The sequence below is a fragment of the Thermopolyspora flexuosa genome, assembly GCF_006716785.1.
GTDB classification, from domain to species: Bacteria; Actinomycetota; Actinomycetes; order Streptosporangiales; family Streptosporangiaceae; genus Thermopolyspora; species Thermopolyspora flexuosa.
Map to the genome: position 1 here is coordinate 1,350,085 of NZ_VFPQ01000001.1, position 15,712 is coordinate 1,365,796.

13 protein-coding genes are annotated in these 15,712 nt (G+C 72.7%); 6 read left to right on the forward strand and 7 right to left on the reverse strand.

Annotated elements, in window-relative coordinates:
• Positions 1-87: 87 nt before the first annotated feature.
• Both FHX40_RS05970 and FHX40_RS05975 read left to right on the forward strand, forming a co-directional pair.
• A complete protein-coding gene (locus FHX40_RS05970) occupies positions 88-915 on the forward strand; it encodes an EI24 domain-containing protein (protein WP_229788607.1) in 828 nt (275 codons plus the stop codon).
• A gap of 134 nt (positions 916-1,049) precedes the next feature.
• The gene (locus tag FHX40_RS05975; RefSeq protein ID WP_142258683.1) at positions 1,050-2,162 is read left to right on the forward strand and encodes a DUF4192 domain-containing protein; all 1,113 of its coding nucleotides are present in this window, start codon (positions 1,050-1,052) and stop codon (positions 2,160-2,162) included.
• Positions 2,163-2,913: 751 nt separating this feature from the next.
• Here FHX40_RS05975 and FHX40_RS05985 read toward each other — a convergent pair.
• Positions 2,914-3,258, reverse strand: coding sequence for a hypothetical protein (locus FHX40_RS05985; RefSeq protein WP_142258684.1), 345 nt, complete (start codon positions 3,256-3,258; stop codon positions 2,914-2,916).
• A gap of 173 nt (positions 3,259-3,431) precedes the next feature.
• Between FHX40_RS05985 and FHX40_RS05990 the strand changes: the two genes are divergently transcribed.
• Complete coding sequence (locus FHX40_RS05990; protein ID WP_142258685.1) at positions 3,432-4,022, forward strand: DUF1707 and DUF4870 domain-containing protein; 591 nt, start codon at positions 3,432-3,434, stop codon at positions 4,020-4,022.
• A gap of 86 nt (positions 4,023-4,108) precedes the next feature.
• On the opposite strand, the gene FHX40_RS05995 is transcribed toward FHX40_RS05990, so the two are convergent.
• The 3 genes from FHX40_RS05995 to FHX40_RS06005 form a co-directional block, all read right to left on the reverse strand.
• Positions 4,109-5,650 carry an ATP-dependent DNA ligase gene (locus tag FHX40_RS05995; protein ID WP_244941584.1) on the reverse strand — a complete coding sequence of 514 codons (1,542 nt, stop codon included), beginning with the start codon at positions 5,648-5,650 and terminating at the stop codon, positions 4,109-4,111.
• A gap of 152 nt (positions 5,651-5,802) precedes the next feature.
• A complete protein-coding gene (locus FHX40_RS06000; protein ID WP_142258687.1) occupies positions 5,803-6,177 on the reverse strand; it encodes an FKBP-type peptidyl-prolyl cis-trans isomerase in 375 nt (124 codons plus the stop codon).
• A gap of 307 nt (positions 6,178-6,484) precedes the next feature.
• Entirely contained in the window at positions 6,485-7,927 is a 1,443-nt protein-coding gene (locus tag FHX40_RS06005; protein ID WP_142258688.1) for a GuaB1 family IMP dehydrogenase-related protein, read from the reverse strand.
• Between the two features lie 1,222 nt (positions 7,928-9,149).
• Between FHX40_RS06005 and FHX40_RS06010 the strand changes: the two genes are divergently transcribed.
• The gene (locus FHX40_RS06010) at positions 9,150-10,013 is read left to right on the forward strand and encodes a GyrI-like domain-containing protein (protein ID WP_229788609.1); all 864 of its coding nucleotides are present in this window, start codon (positions 9,150-9,152) and stop codon (positions 10,011-10,013) included.
• A gap of 97 nt (positions 10,014-10,110) precedes the next feature.
• Here the strand turns inward: FHX40_RS06010 and FHX40_RS06015 are convergent, their stop codons facing one another.
• The 3 genes from FHX40_RS06015 to FHX40_RS06025 form a co-directional block, all read right to left on the reverse strand.
• Positions 10,111-10,350 carry a helix-turn-helix transcriptional regulator gene (locus tag FHX40_RS06015; protein WP_142258689.1) on the reverse strand — a complete coding sequence of 80 codons (240 nt, stop codon included), beginning with the start codon at positions 10,348-10,350 and terminating at the stop codon, positions 10,111-10,113.
• A 371-nt stretch (positions 10,351-10,721) separates the two neighbouring features.
• Positions 10,722-11,255 (reverse strand): hypothetical protein, encoded by a 534-nt coding sequence (locus FHX40_RS06020; RefSeq protein ID WP_142258690.1) that lies wholly within the window; start codon positions 11,253-11,255, stop codon positions 10,722-10,724.
• A gap of 185 nt (positions 11,256-11,440) precedes the next feature.
• Positions 11,441-12,583: a CaiB/BaiF CoA transferase family protein gene (locus FHX40_RS06025; RefSeq protein ID WP_142258691.1), complete on the reverse strand. Its 1,143-nt coding sequence runs from the start codon at positions 12,581-12,583 to the stop codon at positions 11,441-11,443.
• Between the two features lie 410 nt (positions 12,584-12,993).
• Here FHX40_RS06025 and FHX40_RS06030 point away from each other — a divergent pair, with 410 nt between their 5' ends.
• The gene (locus FHX40_RS06030) at positions 12,994-14,343 is read left to right on the forward strand and encodes an FAD-binding oxidoreductase (RefSeq protein ID WP_142258692.1); all 1,350 of its coding nucleotides are present in this window, start codon (positions 12,994-12,996) and stop codon (positions 14,341-14,343) included.
• 13 nt (positions 14,344-14,356) lie between these two features.
• Positions 14,357-15,619, forward strand: a complete 1,263-nt coding sequence (locus FHX40_RS06035; protein ID WP_142258693.1) for an SAM-dependent methyltransferase — start codon at positions 14,357-14,359, stop codon at positions 15,617-15,619.
• The last annotated feature ends 93 nt before the right edge of the window (positions 15,620-15,712 follow it).

Genomic DNA, 15,712 nt, shown 5'->3' on the forward strand with positions numbered 1-15,712 from the left:
GGCCGGGCTCCGGCGGTGCCGGTGTGTCCGGATGCCAGCGACTTATGATCACTGCGCGGTTGGCGGCGAATCGGTAGGGTTCCCGGCATGAGCCGCGAGATCACGCAGGGAGTCGGCAAGGGGATGGGCGGGGTCGTCGCCGGGGCTCGGAGCTTCCTCGCCGGGCTGGGGTGGGTCGTCCGCAACCCCCGATGGTGGTTCCTCGGGCTCGTCCCGGCCCTTCTGGCGCTCGTGCTGTACGTCCTCGCGTTCGTGCTGCTCGCACTGTACGTCGGGGACCTGACCAGGTTCTTCACCCCGTTCGCCGAGGGGTGGCCCGAGGGGCTGCGGGGCGTGTTCCGGTTCCTCGTGGGCGTCGTGATCTTCGGGTTCGGCCTGCTCGTCGCGATCAAGACGTACGTCTCGGTCACGCTCGTGATCGGCGACCCGTTCTACGAGAAGCTGTCCGAACGGGTGGAGCTGGACATGGGCGGCCTGCCCAAGGCGCCCGACGTGTCGCTGTGGCGGTCGATCCTCCGCTCGCTGCGGGACAGCGTGGTGATCGGGCTGCAGGTCGCCGCGCTGACGATCCCGCTGTTCGTGCTCGGCTTCGTGCCGGTGATCGGGCAGACCGTGGTGCCGGTGCTCGGCGCGCTGGTGTCGGGGTTCTTCCTCGCCGTCGAGCTCACCGGCCTGCCGATGGAGCGGCGCGGGCTGCTGCGCGCCGACCGGTTCCGGATCCTGCGGCGGAACATGGGGGCGGCGCTCGGCTTCGGCGTGCTCGCCTTCCTCATCTTCCTGATCCCGCTCGCCGTCGTGGTCACGATGCCCGCCGCGGTGGCCGGATCCGTGGTGCTGGTGCGCACGCTGGTGCCCGCGCCCGACCCCGCCGCGTCCGCGGACGACGAGCCCGCCCTCCCGCCGGAGCCGCGCTAGCGGGTCCCGGTCGCCCGCAGCGTCGGGGAGCGAACGGCGGTTGGTCGTCCCTCGGTTGTCCACAGGTCGTGGTTGTCCACAGATCGCGGTTAGGTGGACATGCGGCCGCCCGTCGAAGGGCACGCTCATGGGCCATGAGCATCGACGAGAAGCCCCGGATGGTGCTGGCCTCGCCCACCGACCTGCTCTGCGCCCTGCCCTACCTGCTGGGGTTCCATCCCACCGACAGCCTCGTGGTCGCCGGGTTCGCCGGGCGCCCACCGGACGGGCGGCTGCGGCTCACGGCGCGGTGGGACCTGCCCCTCGCGGCCGGTGCGACGGCCCGGCTGGTGCCGCTGCTCACCCGGGAGGAGGTCACGCGGGTGGCCCTGGTCGGCTACGGCCCGGGCCCGCGCGTCACCCCCGCGGTCGACGAGGTGATCGCCGCGCTGCGGGACGCGGGCGTGGCGGTCCTCGAGGCGCTCCGCACCGACGGTGCCCGCTACTGGTCGTACCTGTGCCGGAACGTCCGCTGCTGCCCGCCCGAGGGCGTGCCGTACGACGTGGGAGCGAGTCCGGTCGCGGCCCAGGCCACCCTCCACGGCATGGTCGCCCTCCCCGACCGGGAGGCGTTGGAGCGAACGCTCACCCCCGTCGACGGCCCGGTACGGCAGGCCATGCGCCGGGCGACCGCGCGGGCCGCGGCCGAGTTCCGCCGCCGCCTGCTCGCGGCCGAGCGCCCCGACGACTTCGCGGTGGACTTCGTGACCGCCGGCCTGGAGCGGGTGCGGAACGCGGTGCGCCTCTATCAACGCGGCGACCGGCTCTCCGACGACGAGGCCGCGCGCCTCGGCCTCGACCTCGCCGTCATCCGCGTCCGGGACGAGGCGTGGACGCTCATCGACGACGACACCATCGCCGCCCATCTGGCGCTCTGGCGGGACCTCACCACCAGACTCGAGCCACCCTTCACCCCGCCCGCCGCGTCCCTCCTCGGCGTCACCGCCTGGCGCAACGGCGACTGCACCCTCGCGAACATCGCGATCGACCGCGCCCTCGCCGTCGACCCCGGCTACACGATGGCCCGCCTCCTGTCGGAGGGCCTCTGCCGCCTCATCCCACCCGACGTCCTCCGCTCCGGCCCGACCTCGAAAGAAATCGATGAACAGATGGGCCGCCCGACCGTGGCGTGGCTGCTCCCCCTCTGCGGCCTACTCGACACCGTCGGCCTCGCCCATTCCGCCCCGAGGTGCCTGGAGCCGCCGTGACCGCACGAGGAACACCGACACCTGTCCAATGTCCGCGGCGGGGTAGGGCTGCCGCCGGTCATGCGGTGCGCGGATCCGGGCCCGGCTCGGGGTGCGCCCGCAGCTCGACACCCTCGGCGAGGATCTGACGGTACGCGAGAACCTGATCACCGACGCCCGCTACTGCGGGATCCCCGGCGGGAGGCACGGCGGCGGGCGGACGCGCTGCTGGAGGCGGACGCGCTGCTGGAGTTCGTGCAGCTCGCCGACCGTGCGGGTGGCAAAGTCGCACGTCTGGGCCGGCGGGATGAACGGCACATTGCAGCAACCCTTTGGGGTTCTGCGCCACCGAGGTTCGCGCGAAATCCGCGTTTCGTCGCGGCGATAGATCGACGTTCGCCTGGGACTTGCACCGCGTTAGATCCGCATCGCACTGCGAGGGCCGCAACGACGAGCCGGCGAACCGCCACGGTATTCAAGGGGCCGGGGCCCATCGCTCTTGGGAGAGGTCGCAATGCAACACGTGGCGCCGTATCACGCCGCGGGCGTACCGCATCGGCGGGGCGGTGGAAGGTGAGACAGAGCCGCAGCGGTGTGTGTCGTGGCCGGGGTGTGCGCGTTCCGGTCTGATCAGGCGTGTGTGTCCGGCCCGGGCGGGTTCGCGCAGTGCGCCAGGCAGGGGTGATGCCCGCGTCCGGCGCAGGCCGACCGTGGACGGGGTTTCCGTCCTCCTCCGGGCTGAGGAGTGGTGTTCGTGCGGGACGAGGGTGGGTCAGAGGCTGTTGCCCTCGGCCTTGCGGCGTTCGTTGTAGGCGCGCATCCGGGCGGGGTAGCCGGTGAGCTGGACGTCGTAGACCGGGAGGGCGAGGTCTCGGGCGACCTTGTGGATGACCTGCGGGGAGCCGACCCGTCTGCGGGTCCACTCGCCGTCGTGGGCCACCGCGACCGCGGTGGTGTCGGTGGCGAACGTCTCGGGCTCGACGTAGAACTCCACGCCGCGGCGTGACTTGGCGAAGGCGATGAGGGCCTCGATGTCGGCGTCGGTGGCCTCACGATCGAATTTGGCGACCTTGCGCCCGCGCCATCGCCTGATTCCGTAGCGATCCCGCCATCTCATAACCCTTGTATACCTTTCTTGACCCTGACTTGGGCAGCGCCATCGGGGTCGGGTCGGGGAAGGCTCGGGGTTTTTCCCGATGGACGGCGTCCGCGGCCGGGCGCACGATGGAACGGCACCCACGAAAAGGCTGATTTCACGCGCCAAACGGGCGGCCGGAGAGGATGAGGCATATGCAGGCTGCGGTACCTCGGGGGCCCGGCGGCCGGGTCGTCCCGCACCCTCAGCTCCGCGTCACCGACCAGGACCGGGAGCAGGTGGTCGAGCGCATCAAGACGGCGTTCGCCGAGGGGCGGATCGACAAGGACGAGATGGACCTGCGGCTCGACCGCGCGATGACCGCCCGCACGCACGGCGAGCTGGCACCGGTGGTGCAGGACCTCTATCCCCAGGAATACGTCCCGCGGCCCGCGCCGGCCCACGCGTACCCGCCGCCGTACCCGGGCGCGCCCGACGCGGCCGAGCGGATCGGCGCCTCGGCGGCGCACCTGCTGGCGCTCACCGGGCTGATCGTGATCGGCCCTCTGATCATGATGCTCGTCATGGGGAGGAGATCCCCGTACGTGCGGCGGCACGCGGTGGAGGCGCTCAACTGCCACCTCACCATGCTCGGGGCGACGATCCTGCTGCCGTTCACGGTGATCGGCGTCGCCCTCATCCCGGTCATCTGGGTCGTCGGGCTGATCCTGTGGATCCTCGGCGGGATCGTCGCGCTCGGCGACAGCGACTTCCGCTATCCGATGACCGTGCGGCTGGTCAAGTAGCCGGGGAGACCGCGCGAGGCCGGGCCATGCCACGCCGCCCGTCGGATCGAGGCGCCGAACGGCGGGCGCTCGGCGCATGCGGCCGCTCAGATCATGAGGGAGCGTACGGTCGCCACGGTGTCGGCGTCCTCGGGCCGCTTGTCGGGGCGGTAGCGGAGGACGCGGGCGAAGCGCAGCGCCATGCCGCCGGGGTAGCGCGGGGAGCGCTGCACCCCGTCGAAGGCGATCTCGACGACGAGCTCGGGGCGGAGCGTGACCACCCAGTTGTCGGTCGGGCCCTCGGCGATCTCGAGGAAGCGCCGGGTCTGCCACTCGAGCAGCTCGTCGGTGAGGCCCTTGAAGGTCTTGCCCAGCATGACGAAGCCGCCGGTCTCGGGGTCGCGGGCCCCAAGGTGCAGGTTGGACAGCTTGCCCTCGCGCCGGCCGTGCCCCCACTCGGCGGCGAGCACGACGAGGTCGAGGGTGTGCCGGGGCTTCACCTTGATCCACCCGGCGCCGCGCCGCCCCGCCGCGTACGGCGAGCCCAGCGACTTGACCACCAGGCCCTCGTGGCCCTGCCGTACCGCCTCGGTGAAGAACCGGGTGCCCTCCTCCGGGTCGGCGGTGACCAGCCGGGGGATCAGCAGCCTGCCGGGGACCACCCGGGACAGCTCGGCGTACCGGTCGGCGGCGGGCAGGTCGAGCAGGTCCCGGCCGTCGACGCGGAGCGCGTCGAAGAAGAAGACGCTGAGCGGGGTCGACTCGCGCAGCCGCGCCACGTCGGTCTTGTTCGCCACCCGGCCGGAGGTGACCTGGAACGGCTCCGGCCGCCCGTCGGGGCGCAGCGCGATCACCTCGCCGTCGAGCACGAGGTCGGTGGCGGGCAGCGCGCGCACCGCCTCGACCAGCTCGGGCACCTGGGCGGTGATCTCCTCGAGGGTCCGGGTGAAGACGGACACCCGGTCCTCGGACCGGTGCGCCTGGACGCGTACGCCGTCGAGCTTCCACTCGAGCACCGCGGGCCCGCCGATCCTGGCCAGCGCGGCGGCCACGTCCGGTGCGCTCTGCGCCAGCATCGGCGCGACCGGGCGGCCCACCTCGAGGCGGAACGCGCGCAGCGCGTCCACCCCGCCGCGGAGCGCGGCCGCGCCCACCGCGGGCAGGGAGCCGCGCAGCGTGAGCGCCCGCCGGATCTCGGGCGCGGGAACGTCGGCGGCCTTGGCGAGCGCCTCGATCATCACCCCGTCGAGCGCGCCCTGCCGCAGCTCACCCCGGAGCAGGCGGGAGAGGAACGACTGCTCCTGCGCGGTGAGCGCCCCGAACAGCTCGGCGACGAGGGCCTTGCGCGCCGCCTGGGATCCGGGGCCGGTGCACGCCTTGATCCGATCGAGCCGCTCGTTGACCCAGCCGAGCGTCACGGTGGCCACCTGGCGGGGCGGCGGCAGGTCGCGCAGGGTCTGCCAGCCGATCCCCACCTGCCGCTGCGGCAGCACGCCCGACAGATAGGCGATGGCGATCTCCGCCTCGCCCGGCTCCACCCGGCCGAGCAGCTCCGCCAGGTGCCGGATCTTGGCCGACCTGGCCGAGTCGGCGGCCACGGCCGTGGACGTCCGAGCCAGCTCGATCAGCAGCACACGGCCATCCTGCATCACGCGGCCGACGTTTCCCAAGACCCGCCCCGGCGGCCGCCGTACCGGTGGGCCTGCGGCCCCTGCGCCACGGCGGGCGGCGCGGGGCCGCGGCGGGCGCCGGAAAGGCCACGGGCGGCGGGGCCGCCCGCCGCCCGACGGCCCGGTCCGGCTCAGCGCACCCCGAGCAGGTCCACCACGAAGATGAGCGTCTCGCCGGGCTTGATGATGTTGCCCGCGCCACGGTCGCCGTAGCCGAGGTGCGGCGGGATGACGAGCTTGCGGCGGCCGCCGACGCGCATGCCGGCCACGCCCTGGTCCCACCCGGCGATGACCTGGCCCGCGCCGAGCGAGAACCGCAACGGCTGCCCGCGGTTCCACGACGCGTCGAACTCCTCGCCGGTGGAGTACGCCACGCCCACGTAGTGGACGTCCACCGTGTGCCCGGGCTTCGCCTCCGGGCCGTTCCCCTCGACGATGTCGACGATCTGCAGGTCCGCGGGCGGACGCCCCTCCGGAAAATCGACTTCCGGCTTCTGTAGTGCCATTGGCTACTCCTGTCCGGCTTGCGTGTGGGCCGGCCGTACCCCGGCCGACCGCACGACTCTACGGCCTCGCGGCCGCCTCCGCGCACCGGCCGCGCGGCGCCCGCCGGGTTCCGCGGGACGGACGTCGTCGCAACGGCCGCCACAAGGACACGCAACGACCGGACCGCCTACCCGGGCCACGCACCGGTATGCCGGAATCCCTCAGGGCCACCCTCGCCGTCAACGATCCCGGCGGCGGCCCGGACCGTCCGAGCCGCCGCCGGTCGCCTTCGTCACGCCATCGCCGGACGCGACGGCCCGCGCCGGCCTAGCGCCAGCTCTGGTGCAGCGGCATGCCCTCGCTGTAGCCGTTGATGCTCTGTATCCCCACCACGGCCCGCTCGTGGAACTCCTCCAGGTTCGACGCCCCCGCGTAGGTGAGCGACGAGCGCAGGCCCGCCACGATCGCGTCGAGCTGGTCCTCCACCGACGGGCGCTGCGGGTCGAGGTACATGCGCGAGGTGGACACGCCCTCCTCGAACAGCGACTTGCGCGCCCGGTCGTACGGGTCGTCGTCGGCGGTGCGCAGCCGTACGGCACGGGCCGAGGCCATACCGAAGCTCTCCTTGTAGCGCCGCCCGTCCGAGTCGACCTGAACGTCGCCGGGCGACTCCAGCGTGCCCGCGAACCAGGAGCCGATCATCACGTTAGACGCCCCGGCGGCGAGCGCCAGCGCCACGTCCCGCGGGTGCCGTACCCCGCCGTCGGCCCACACGTGGCGGCCGAGCCGCCGCGCCTCGGCCGCGCACTCCAGCACCGCGGAGAACTGCGGCCGCCCGACCCCGGTCATCATCCGCGTGGTGCACATCGCGCCGGGCCCGACGCCCACCTTCACGATGTCGGCCCCGGCCTCGACCAGGTCCCGTACCCCCTCGGCGGTGACCACGTTCCCGGCGACGATCGGCACGCCCGGGGCGAGGCTGCGCACCGCCCGCAGCGCGTCGATCATCTTCTGCTGGTGGCCGTGGGCGGTGTCGACCACGAGCACGTCGGCCCCGGCGTCGAGGATCTCCTTCGCCTTCGCCGCGACGTTGCCGTTCACGCCCACCGCCGCGCCGATGCGCAGGCGGCCCTGCGCGTCGACCGCCGGCTGGTACAGGGTGGCCCGCAGCGCCTGGGTCCGGGTGAGGATGCCGACGAGCCGCCCGTCGGCGTCCACCACCGGGGCGAGCCGGTGCCGCCCCTCGGTCAGGATGTCGAAGGCCTGGCGGCCGTCCACGCCCGCGGGCAGGGTGAGCAGCGACGCCGACATCACCTCCGACAGCCGGGTGAACATGTCGACGCCCTGGCAGTCGGCCTCGGTCACCACCCCGACCGGCTTGTTGTCCCAGTCGACCACGATCACCGCGCCGTGGGCTCGCTTCGGCAACAGATGCAACGCCTCGCCGACGGTGTCGTGCGGGGTGAGGGTGATCGGGGTGTCGTACACCAGGTGGCGCCGCTTCACCCAGTCGATCACGTCGGCGACGACGTCGAGCGGGATGTCCTGCGGCAGGATCGCGAGGCCCCCGCGGCGGGCCACGGTCTCGGCCATGCGGCGCCCGGCCACCGCGGTCATGTTGGCGACGATAACGGGGATCGTGGTCCCGGTTCCGTCCGACGTGGACAGGTCCACCGACAGCCGGGAGTCGATCGAGGAGCGCGACGGAACCATGAACACGTCGCTGTAGGTCAGGTCGAAGGAGGGTGCCTGGTCGTTGAGGAAACGCACGGTGAACCAGCCTATGTGGTACTTCTTCTGTCGGAGTCTTCCCCGATCCGAGGCCGCGCAGTGCGCTACCGGCCTGCGTGACCGTCACAATTGTCCGTACGATCCGTACCGGTCGGTGCCGGGAGGGATGCGGCGGTACGGCTGTCGGCCTGGACGGCTACAGTGTCGGCGCTGGTCAGGCACGGGACCGCGGTGATCGCGGGCGATGGGGAGGGCCTGTGGTATGCGGGCGAGGGCGTTATCGGCGAGGCGGCGCGGATGGGCGGGCCGCGCGGCGAACCGGATCGACCTGGGATGCGGGCACCGGCGCCGATAATGCGCGAAGGAGGTGCTGTGCACGTATGCAGCAGGGGAAGCGTCGGCCGCGGCGGCCTGCCCGCTCGGTCCCTGAGGGGGCGCCGCTCGCCGGGTACGGCTCGCGCGTGAGCAGGAACGGGTGCGCGGGGAGGAGCCTCGGCGCGGGCGCGGAGGAGACGCTGTGAACGAGGTCCACCCGGGGAATCCCGCCGACTCCGCGCGACCGGGGGACGCGCCGCGGCAGGCGGACACGCAACCGGGGGAGACGCTGTACCTCAGGGACGCGGTGGAGCACCTGGAGCCGGGGCGCGCGGGTGGCACGCCGCCGGCGGCGGAGCCGGGGTATCCGGACCAGGGCCCGGCGTTCCCCGGTGGTCCCCGGGGCGGTGGAGCGGAGTACTCCGGTGAGGGGGCGGGGTATTCCGGGGAGACGTTGTATCTGCGGGACACGGTCGGTCAGGGTGATCCGGGGCGTGCGGGGGGCGTGTCGGGTCCGGCGACGGACCCGGGCTATCCGGCCGTGGGCTCGGGCTACGCGGACGATCCGCGGTATTCGGGGGGTGCGCCGCGTCCGGGGGCGGAACCGGGGTACGGGGACGCGCCGCGCGGCAGTGGGGCGGAGTACTCCGGTGAGGGGGCGGGGTATTCCGGGGAGACGTTGTATCTGCGGGACACGGTCGGTCAGGGTGATCCGGGGCGTGCGGGGGGCGTGTCGGGTCCGGCGACGGACCCGGGCTATCCGGCCGTGAGCCCGGGCTACGGCGACGATTCGCCGTATCCGGGAGGTGCGCCGCGTCCCGGACCTGATCCGGGGTACGGGGACGGGCCCCGAGGCGGCGGCCCGGGCGGCCCGGGATACTCCTCCGGGGAGACGCTCTACCTCGGCGACACGGCCGGCCAGGGCGACCCGGGGCGTGCGGGAGGCGTGCCGGGGCCCGCGACCGATCCCGGCTATCCCGCCGTGGGCCCGGGGTACGCCGATGGCTCGCCGTACCCGGTGACCATGCCGCCGGCCGCGGGCGATCCCGGGCGGCCCGACGACGGGCGGTACACCGGGGACCCGTACTCGGGGGGCACCTACGTCGGCGGCGGATACGGGGGAGAGACGTACTCCGGCGACACGTATCCCGGTGGCTCCTATTCCGGAGAGCCCTACTCCGGCTCCGGCGACACGTACCCGGGCTCCGGGGACGCGTACCAGGGCGACCCGTACTCCGGCGGAGAGTACATCGGCCAACCGGTGTACACCGGACCCGAGCCGCGCGCCGAGGAGCCGGGCCCGTCCGCCGAGACCGGGCAGAACACGGCGCCGGTCACCCCGTTCACCATCGTCGAGCGGCCCGAGATGCTCGTGGTGGGGTACGCGGTCCGCACCTCGCCGGCGATCGAGGCGGACCCGTCCCGCGCCCAGCTCCCGGCCCTGTGGCGGCGGGCCGGCGCGCCCGGCGCGTTCGCCCACGTGCCCGCCCGCGTCGACGAGAACCTGTACGCGGTGCTGACCGACTACGAGAGCGACCACCGCGGCGCCTACACGCAGGTCGTCGGCATCGCCGTGCACACCGCCGCGCGCCTGCCCGAGGGCATGGTCGCGGTCCGGGTGCCGGGCGTGCCGGTGATGAAGCTGGAGGCGCGCGGGCCCATGCCGCAGGCGCTCATCGAGGCCTGGCAGCAGGTGTGGAAGCACACCGAGTCCGGGGCGAGCCCGGCCCGTGCCTTCACCACCGACGTCGAGGTGCACCATCCGGACGGCGCCGACCTCTACATCGCCGTCCTGATGCCGCCCTCCTGACCGTGACGCCGCGGCGACGGGCACCGAGGGTACGGCCCGGCCCGAAACGCCGCGGCGGCCCCGGCCCGTCACCCGGGGAAGGCGCGGCGGGCCGGGGTCACTTCCTCGCCTCGCTGCCCAGCCGGGGGAACGGGCGCAGGGAGAACACCGCCTCGATCGGCACCTCGAAGTACTCGGCGATGCGCAGCGCCAGGTGGAGGCTGGGGCTGTACTCGCCGCGCTCCAGGTAGCCGATCGTCTGGTAGTGCACGCCGAGCGCCTCGGCGAGCTCCCGGCGCGAGATGCCGCGATCGGCCCGCAGCACGGCGATCCGGTTGTAGACGACGCCGTCGGCCATCGTTCACCCTGCCCGTCGCGTGTGTACGGCCTGCCGCGTGTGTCCGCGTGCGGCGCGGGTACGGCGCGCGCCGCGCCCGGCTGCCCGTGCTCCCGGGGACGTCGCCCCGCGGGTTCCGCAGATCTCCGTCATGCCGGTGATGCCTGCCACTGCTCCCGAGGTTCCGCCGTCGGCCGCGGCGCCGGTCGCGCCGTGTCGGCCCGCGCCCGCCGATGCCGGTGCGGCCGGGGCCGCCCCGCCGTACCGGTGCCGCAGGCCGGGCCGGGACCGCGCCGGGCGTCGTGGCGCGGCGACGGCGAGAGAACACTATCGGTGATCGCGCGCCGTGGCGGAACGGCACCGCCGTGGCGGCGGGTGTGTTCCGTCATCGGTCACTCGTCCGGGGACGGTGGGTCGGGCATGCGCCAGGCGGCCACGAAGAGCGGCAGGATGAGGTGGGTCATGCCGAGGGCGTAGAGGATGAGGATGACCGCGAAGGCGGGCACCTCGCCCTCGGGGCCCTGCCGGAACGTGGCGAGGAAGACCCCGGTGGTGGCGAGCGCGATCAGCACGAGGGTGATCCGGTTGGCCACCGAGTGCGCCCGCAGCCGCTCGCCGACCTGCCGCTCGTCGAGATACCGTTCGGCGAGGCTGGTGATGCCCCGGGTCGCCGCCTTGAGCAGGACGATCACCGGAGCGGCCACGACCGACGCGGCGACGAGCAGCGCGTAGTGCACGGTGAACATCCTGGTGTCGGGGGCGAGCACCCACGCCGCGACCGCGTCGGCCCAGAACACGGACATGGCGGCGAGGCCGACCGTGGCGAGCGCGCGCCGCCGTCCCCGGGTGGCGTACCAGGACGGCAGCACGTCGATCTCCATCCGTCGCCGCGCCCGTTCCCGGGCCCGCTCGACGTGATCCTGCATCGCTCACCTGCCGACTGCGTGGGGACGGCCTTCAGGTAGATAGCAGACATACTACATAAGCAAGAAGGAATGCTGTCTTCCTGGAAGATGACAGGGCACGGCGAACCGGAGGCGAAGCGAACGGCCCGGCAGGACGGCCACCGGGCGGTGCCGCCGTGACCGCGGTCGCCGGGCGCCGGGGCGTGTCAGGCGAGCACGCCCTCGTCGCGCAGCGCCCGTGCCGTCTCCGCGTCGATGCCCCAGGACGACAGGTCGTGCAGGCGGGTCGCCGGGGCGAGGTCGCCGTGCCCGCCGCCGAGCAGCCGCGGGGCCGGGGCCGGCTGGAGCCCGCCGCCGACCTCGACGAAGGTGCCGCGGGCGCGGTTGTGCGGGTGCCGCGGGGCCTCGCTCATCGTCAGCACGGGAAAGACGCAGGCGTCCGAGCCCTCGAAGATCTTCTCCCACTCGGCCCGGGTCCGCGACCGGAACGCCTCCGCCAGCCGGGCGCGGATGGCCGGCCAGTTCGCCCGGTCGTTGCGGTCCGGCAGGTCCTCCAGCCCCAGCCGCGCCACGAGCTCGTCCCAGAACCTCGGCTCCAGCGCGCCCACGGCGACGTAGCCGCCGTCCGCGGTCTCGTAGGTGTCGTACTGCGGCGCTCCCGTGTCGAGCAGGTTCGTGCCCCGCTCGCCCCAGCCGGCGAGCGGCCCGCCGTCCGGCCCCGGCCGGAGCAGCGGGGAGAACAACGCGAACAGCAGCGCCGCGCCGTCCACCATCGCCGCGTCGATCACCCGCCCGCGGCCGGTGCGCTCCCGCTCGAACAGCGCGAGCACGATGCCGTACGCGAGCATCAGGCCGCCGCCCGCGAAGTCACCGAGGATGTTGATCGGCGGGGTGGGCTTCTCCCCGGCCCGGCCGAGCATCGACAGCACCCCGGAGATCGCGATGTAGTCGATGTCGTGCCCGGCCCGCCCGGCGAGCGGCCCGTCCTGGCCCCACCCGGTCAGCCGCCCGTAGACGAGCCGCGGGTTGACCGCGTGCAGGTCGTCGGGCCCGATGCCGAGCCGCTCGGCGACCCCGGGCCGGAACACCTCGATCACCACGTCGGCCTGCGCGGCGAGCCGCTTGAACGCCTCGACCCCGCGCGGCGACTTCAGGTCGAGCCCGATGGTGCGCTTGCCCCGGTCGAGGGCGGTGCCGTGCGGCCGGTCGCCGAGCGCCCGCACCGTCTCCACCCGGTCGACGCGCAGCACCTGCGCACCGTGGTCGGCGAGCATCATCCCGGCGAACGGCCCCGGCGCGAGCCCGGCCAGCTCCAGCACGCGCACCCCGGCCAGCGGCCCATTCCCCATCGTCCGGCACCTCCCGGTACGGCGGCGGCAAAGCGGTCAATATGGTCCCGATCCGCCTAGTAGAACAAGATTCGGCCGGCGTTCGCAACCGCCGTGTCCAGGCGCGACGGGAGCCCGTGCGGCCGTGCCGTACCTCCGGCCGCCAATGGCCTAGACCGGTTGTTGACCTGGGCTTCGGTGTGTCGTCACGGAGTTTTCCGGCCGCGCCGCTTAGAATTTCTTGTCGGCCTCTACCGGTTTCGGGGACCCGCTGAGTTTTCGCACGTTTAACGTGTCTAGTCTGGTCCGGGGTTATTGAAGGAGATACCGTCACGTAGAGGCGAACTCCGCTAACAAATCGTGGGGGTGATGGCATGCCCGGACGCGGGACCGGTTCCTCAGTGGTGAGGACCCGCCCCTCCGAGCCCCGCATGGCGGCGCACCAGAGGGCCGTCGAGCAGATCAAGGCGTCGTACGCCGAGCTGCCCGAGGGCGCGCCGCCGCGGCTCGCCAAGGGCACGACCAACCTGTTCCGGTTCCGCCCCCCGGCCCGTCAGGCGAAGCTCTCCGCCAAGGACCTGGACCAGGTGATCTCGGTCGATCCGGAGACCCGGACCGCCGAGGTCCAGGGCATGACCACCTACGAGACCCTGGTGGACGCCACGCTGCCGTACGGGCTCATGCCGTACGTGGTGCCGCAGCTCAAGACGATCACCCTCGGCGGCGCCGTCACCGGCCTCGGCATCGAGTCCACCAGCTTCCGCAACGGCCTGCCGCACGAGTCGGTCGAGGAGATGGAGATCCTCACCGGGGACGGCCGCGTGGTCGTCGCCCGGCCCGACGGCGAGCACGCGGACCTGTTCCGCGCGTTCCCCAACTCCTACGGCACGCTCGGCTACGCGCTGCGGCTGCGGATCAAGCTCGCCCCGGTGAAGCCCTACGTACGGCTGACGCACCTCCGCTTCACCGACGCGCACAAGTGCATGCTGGCGATGCAGGAGATCTGCGAGGCCGGCGACCTCGACGGCGAGACCGTGGACTTCGTCGACGGCGTCTTCTTCGCCCCGGACGAGCTGTACATCACCGTGGGCCGGTTCGCCGACCGGGCGCCGTACACCTCGGACTACACCGGCATGCGCATCTACTACCAGTCGATCCGCCGGCGCGGCCGGGACTGGCTCACGGTGCGCGACTACCTGTGGCGGTGGGACACCGACTGGTTCTGGTGCTCGCGCGCGTTCGGCGTGCAGCAGCCGCTGGTGCGCTCGCTCGTGCCGCGCCGCTGGCTGCGCTCGGACGTCTACCGGAAGCTGGTCGGCCTCGACAAGCGCTTCCAGATCACCGCGCGGGTGGACCGCTGGCTCGACCGCCCGGTGCAGGAGTCGGTGATCCAGGACGTGGAGATCCCGGTCGAGCGCGGCGCCGACTTCCTCGCCTTCTTCCACGAGAAGGTCGGCATGACGCCGGTGTGGATGTGCCCGCTCAAGGCACAGGAGCACTGGCCGCTCTACCCGATGGAGCCGAACCGGCTGTACGTCAACTTCGGCTTCTGGGGCATGGTCCCGCTGCCCCGCGGGCAATACGACGGGTACTACAACCGCCTGATCGAGAAGGCCGTGCACGATCTCGAGGGCCACAAGTCGCTGTACTCCACGTCGTTCTACCCCCGCGAGGAGTTCTGGCGCCTCTACAACGGGGACGCCTACTGGCCGGTCAAGCGGGCCTACGACCCCGACGGCAGGCTTCTCGACCTCTACGACAAGTGCGTCCGGGGGCGTTAGGAGGTTTCACCGGATGACCACACTCGCGCGGATCTTCGAGAGGATCGTGGGCGACGACGTCGGGGTCGCGTTCTCGGCCTACGACGGCAGCAAGGCGGGTCCGGACGACGCCGACATCAGGATCGAGGTGAAGTCCCCCATCGCGGTGGCCTACCTCGCCCAGGCGCCGGGCGAGCTGGGCCTCGCCCGGGCGTACGTGTCCGGCCACATCGACGTGCACGGCGACCTGTACACGCTGCTGTCGCGCATGTGGTCGCTCACCCTCAACGACCTGCCGCTGCGCGAGAAGCTCGACGCCATCCGGTCGCTCGGGGTCAAGCCGCTGCTCATGCGGGTGCCCCCGCCGCCGCAGGAGGTACGGCGCAGCGCCCTGGCCCGCCTCGGCAGCCGGCACGCCAAGCAGCGGGACGCCAAGGCGATCAGCCACCACTACGACGTCTCCAACCGGTTCTACGAGTGGGTGCTCGGCCCCTCCATGACCTACACCTGCGCGGTGTTCCCCAAGGAGGACTCCACCCTGGAGGAGGCCCAGTACACCAAGCACGACCTGGTGGCCAGGAAGCTCGGCCTCCGGCCCGGGATGCGGCTGCTCGACGTCGGCTGCGGCTGGGGCGGCATGGTGATGCACGCGGCCGAGAAGTACGGCGTCAAGGCGCTCGGCGTGACGCTGTCCCGGCAGCAGGCCGAGTGGGCGCAGAAGGCGATCGCCGAGCGCGGGCTCGGTGACCTCGCCGAGGTCCGGCACATGGACTACCGCGACGTGACCGAGACCGGCTTCGACGCGATCAGCTCCATCGGCCTCACCGAGCACATCGGCAAGGACAACCTGCCGTTCTACTTCCGCTTCCTCAACTCCAAGCTCAAGCCGGGCGGGCGGCTGCTCAACCACTGCATCACCCGGCCCACCGGCAAGGAGAAGACGATCAACACCGGCGGGTTCATCAACCGCTACATCTTCCCGGACGGGGAGCTGGAGTCGGTCGGCTACCTGATCCGGCAGATGGAGGACAACGGCTTCGAGATCCGGCACGAGGAGAACCTGCGCGAGCACTACGCCAAGACGCTGCGGTTCTGGTGCGCCAACCTCGAGGAGCACTGGGACGAGGCGGTGCAGGAGGTCGGCCGGGCGATCGCCCGGATCTGGCGCCTCTACATGGCCGGGTGCATCGTCGGCTTCGAGCGCAACAAGGTCCAGCTCCACCAGGTGCTCGCGGTGAAGCTGGAGTCCGACGGCACCTCGCACGTGCCGCTGCGGCCCGCCGTCGACTGGCCCTGACCGAGCCTCGGACACGGGTACGGCCCGCCTCGGCGACGCGGAAGGCGGGCCGTACCGGGACGGACGCGGATCCGGCCGCGGGCCGGTCCCAGC

Excerpts from the sequence above, each read along its gene's own strand:
- FHX40_RS05970 (WP_229788607.1), top strand. The coding sequence starts at position 88 with ATGAGCCGCGAGATCACGCAGGGAGTCGGCAAGGGGATGGGCGGGGTC.
- FHX40_RS06015 (WP_142258689.1), bottom strand. The coding sequence starts at position 10,350 with ATGGCCGACGGCGTCGTCTACAACCGGATCGCCGTGCTGCGGGCCGAT.
- FHX40_RS06030 (WP_142258692.1), top strand. The coding sequence starts at position 12,994 with ATGGCGGCGCACCAGAGGGCCGTCGAGCAGATCAAGGCGTCGTACGCC.
- FHX40_RS05985 (WP_142258684.1), bottom strand. The coding sequence starts at position 3,258 with ATGAGATGGCGGGATCGCTACGGAATCAGGCGATGGCGCGGGCGCAAG.
- FHX40_RS06035 (WP_142258693.1), top strand. The coding sequence starts at position 14,357 with ATGACCACACTCGCGCGGATCTTCGAGAGGATCGTGGGCGACGACGTC.
- FHX40_RS05995 (WP_244941584.1), bottom strand. The coding sequence starts at position 5,650 with ATGCAGGATGGCCGTGTGCTGCTGATCGAGCTGGCTCGGACGTCCACG.
- FHX40_RS05975 (WP_142258683.1), top strand. The coding sequence starts at position 1,050 with ATGAGCATCGACGAGAAGCCCCGGATGGTGCTGGCCTCGCCCACCGAC.
- FHX40_RS06025 (WP_142258691.1), bottom strand. The coding sequence starts at position 12,583 with ATGGGGAATGGGCCGCTGGCCGGGGTGCGCGTGCTGGAGCTGGCCGGG.
- FHX40_RS05990 (WP_142258685.1), top strand. The coding sequence starts at position 3,432 with ATGCAGGCTGCGGTACCTCGGGGGCCCGGCGGCCGGGTCGTCCCGCAC.
- FHX40_RS06020 (WP_142258690.1), bottom strand. The coding sequence starts at position 11,255 with ATGCAGGATCACGTCGAGCGGGCCCGGGAACGGGCGCGGCGACGGATG.
- FHX40_RS06000 (WP_142258687.1), bottom strand. The coding sequence starts at position 6,177 with ATGGCACTACAGAAGCCGGAAGTCGATTTTCCGGAGGGGCGTCCGCCC.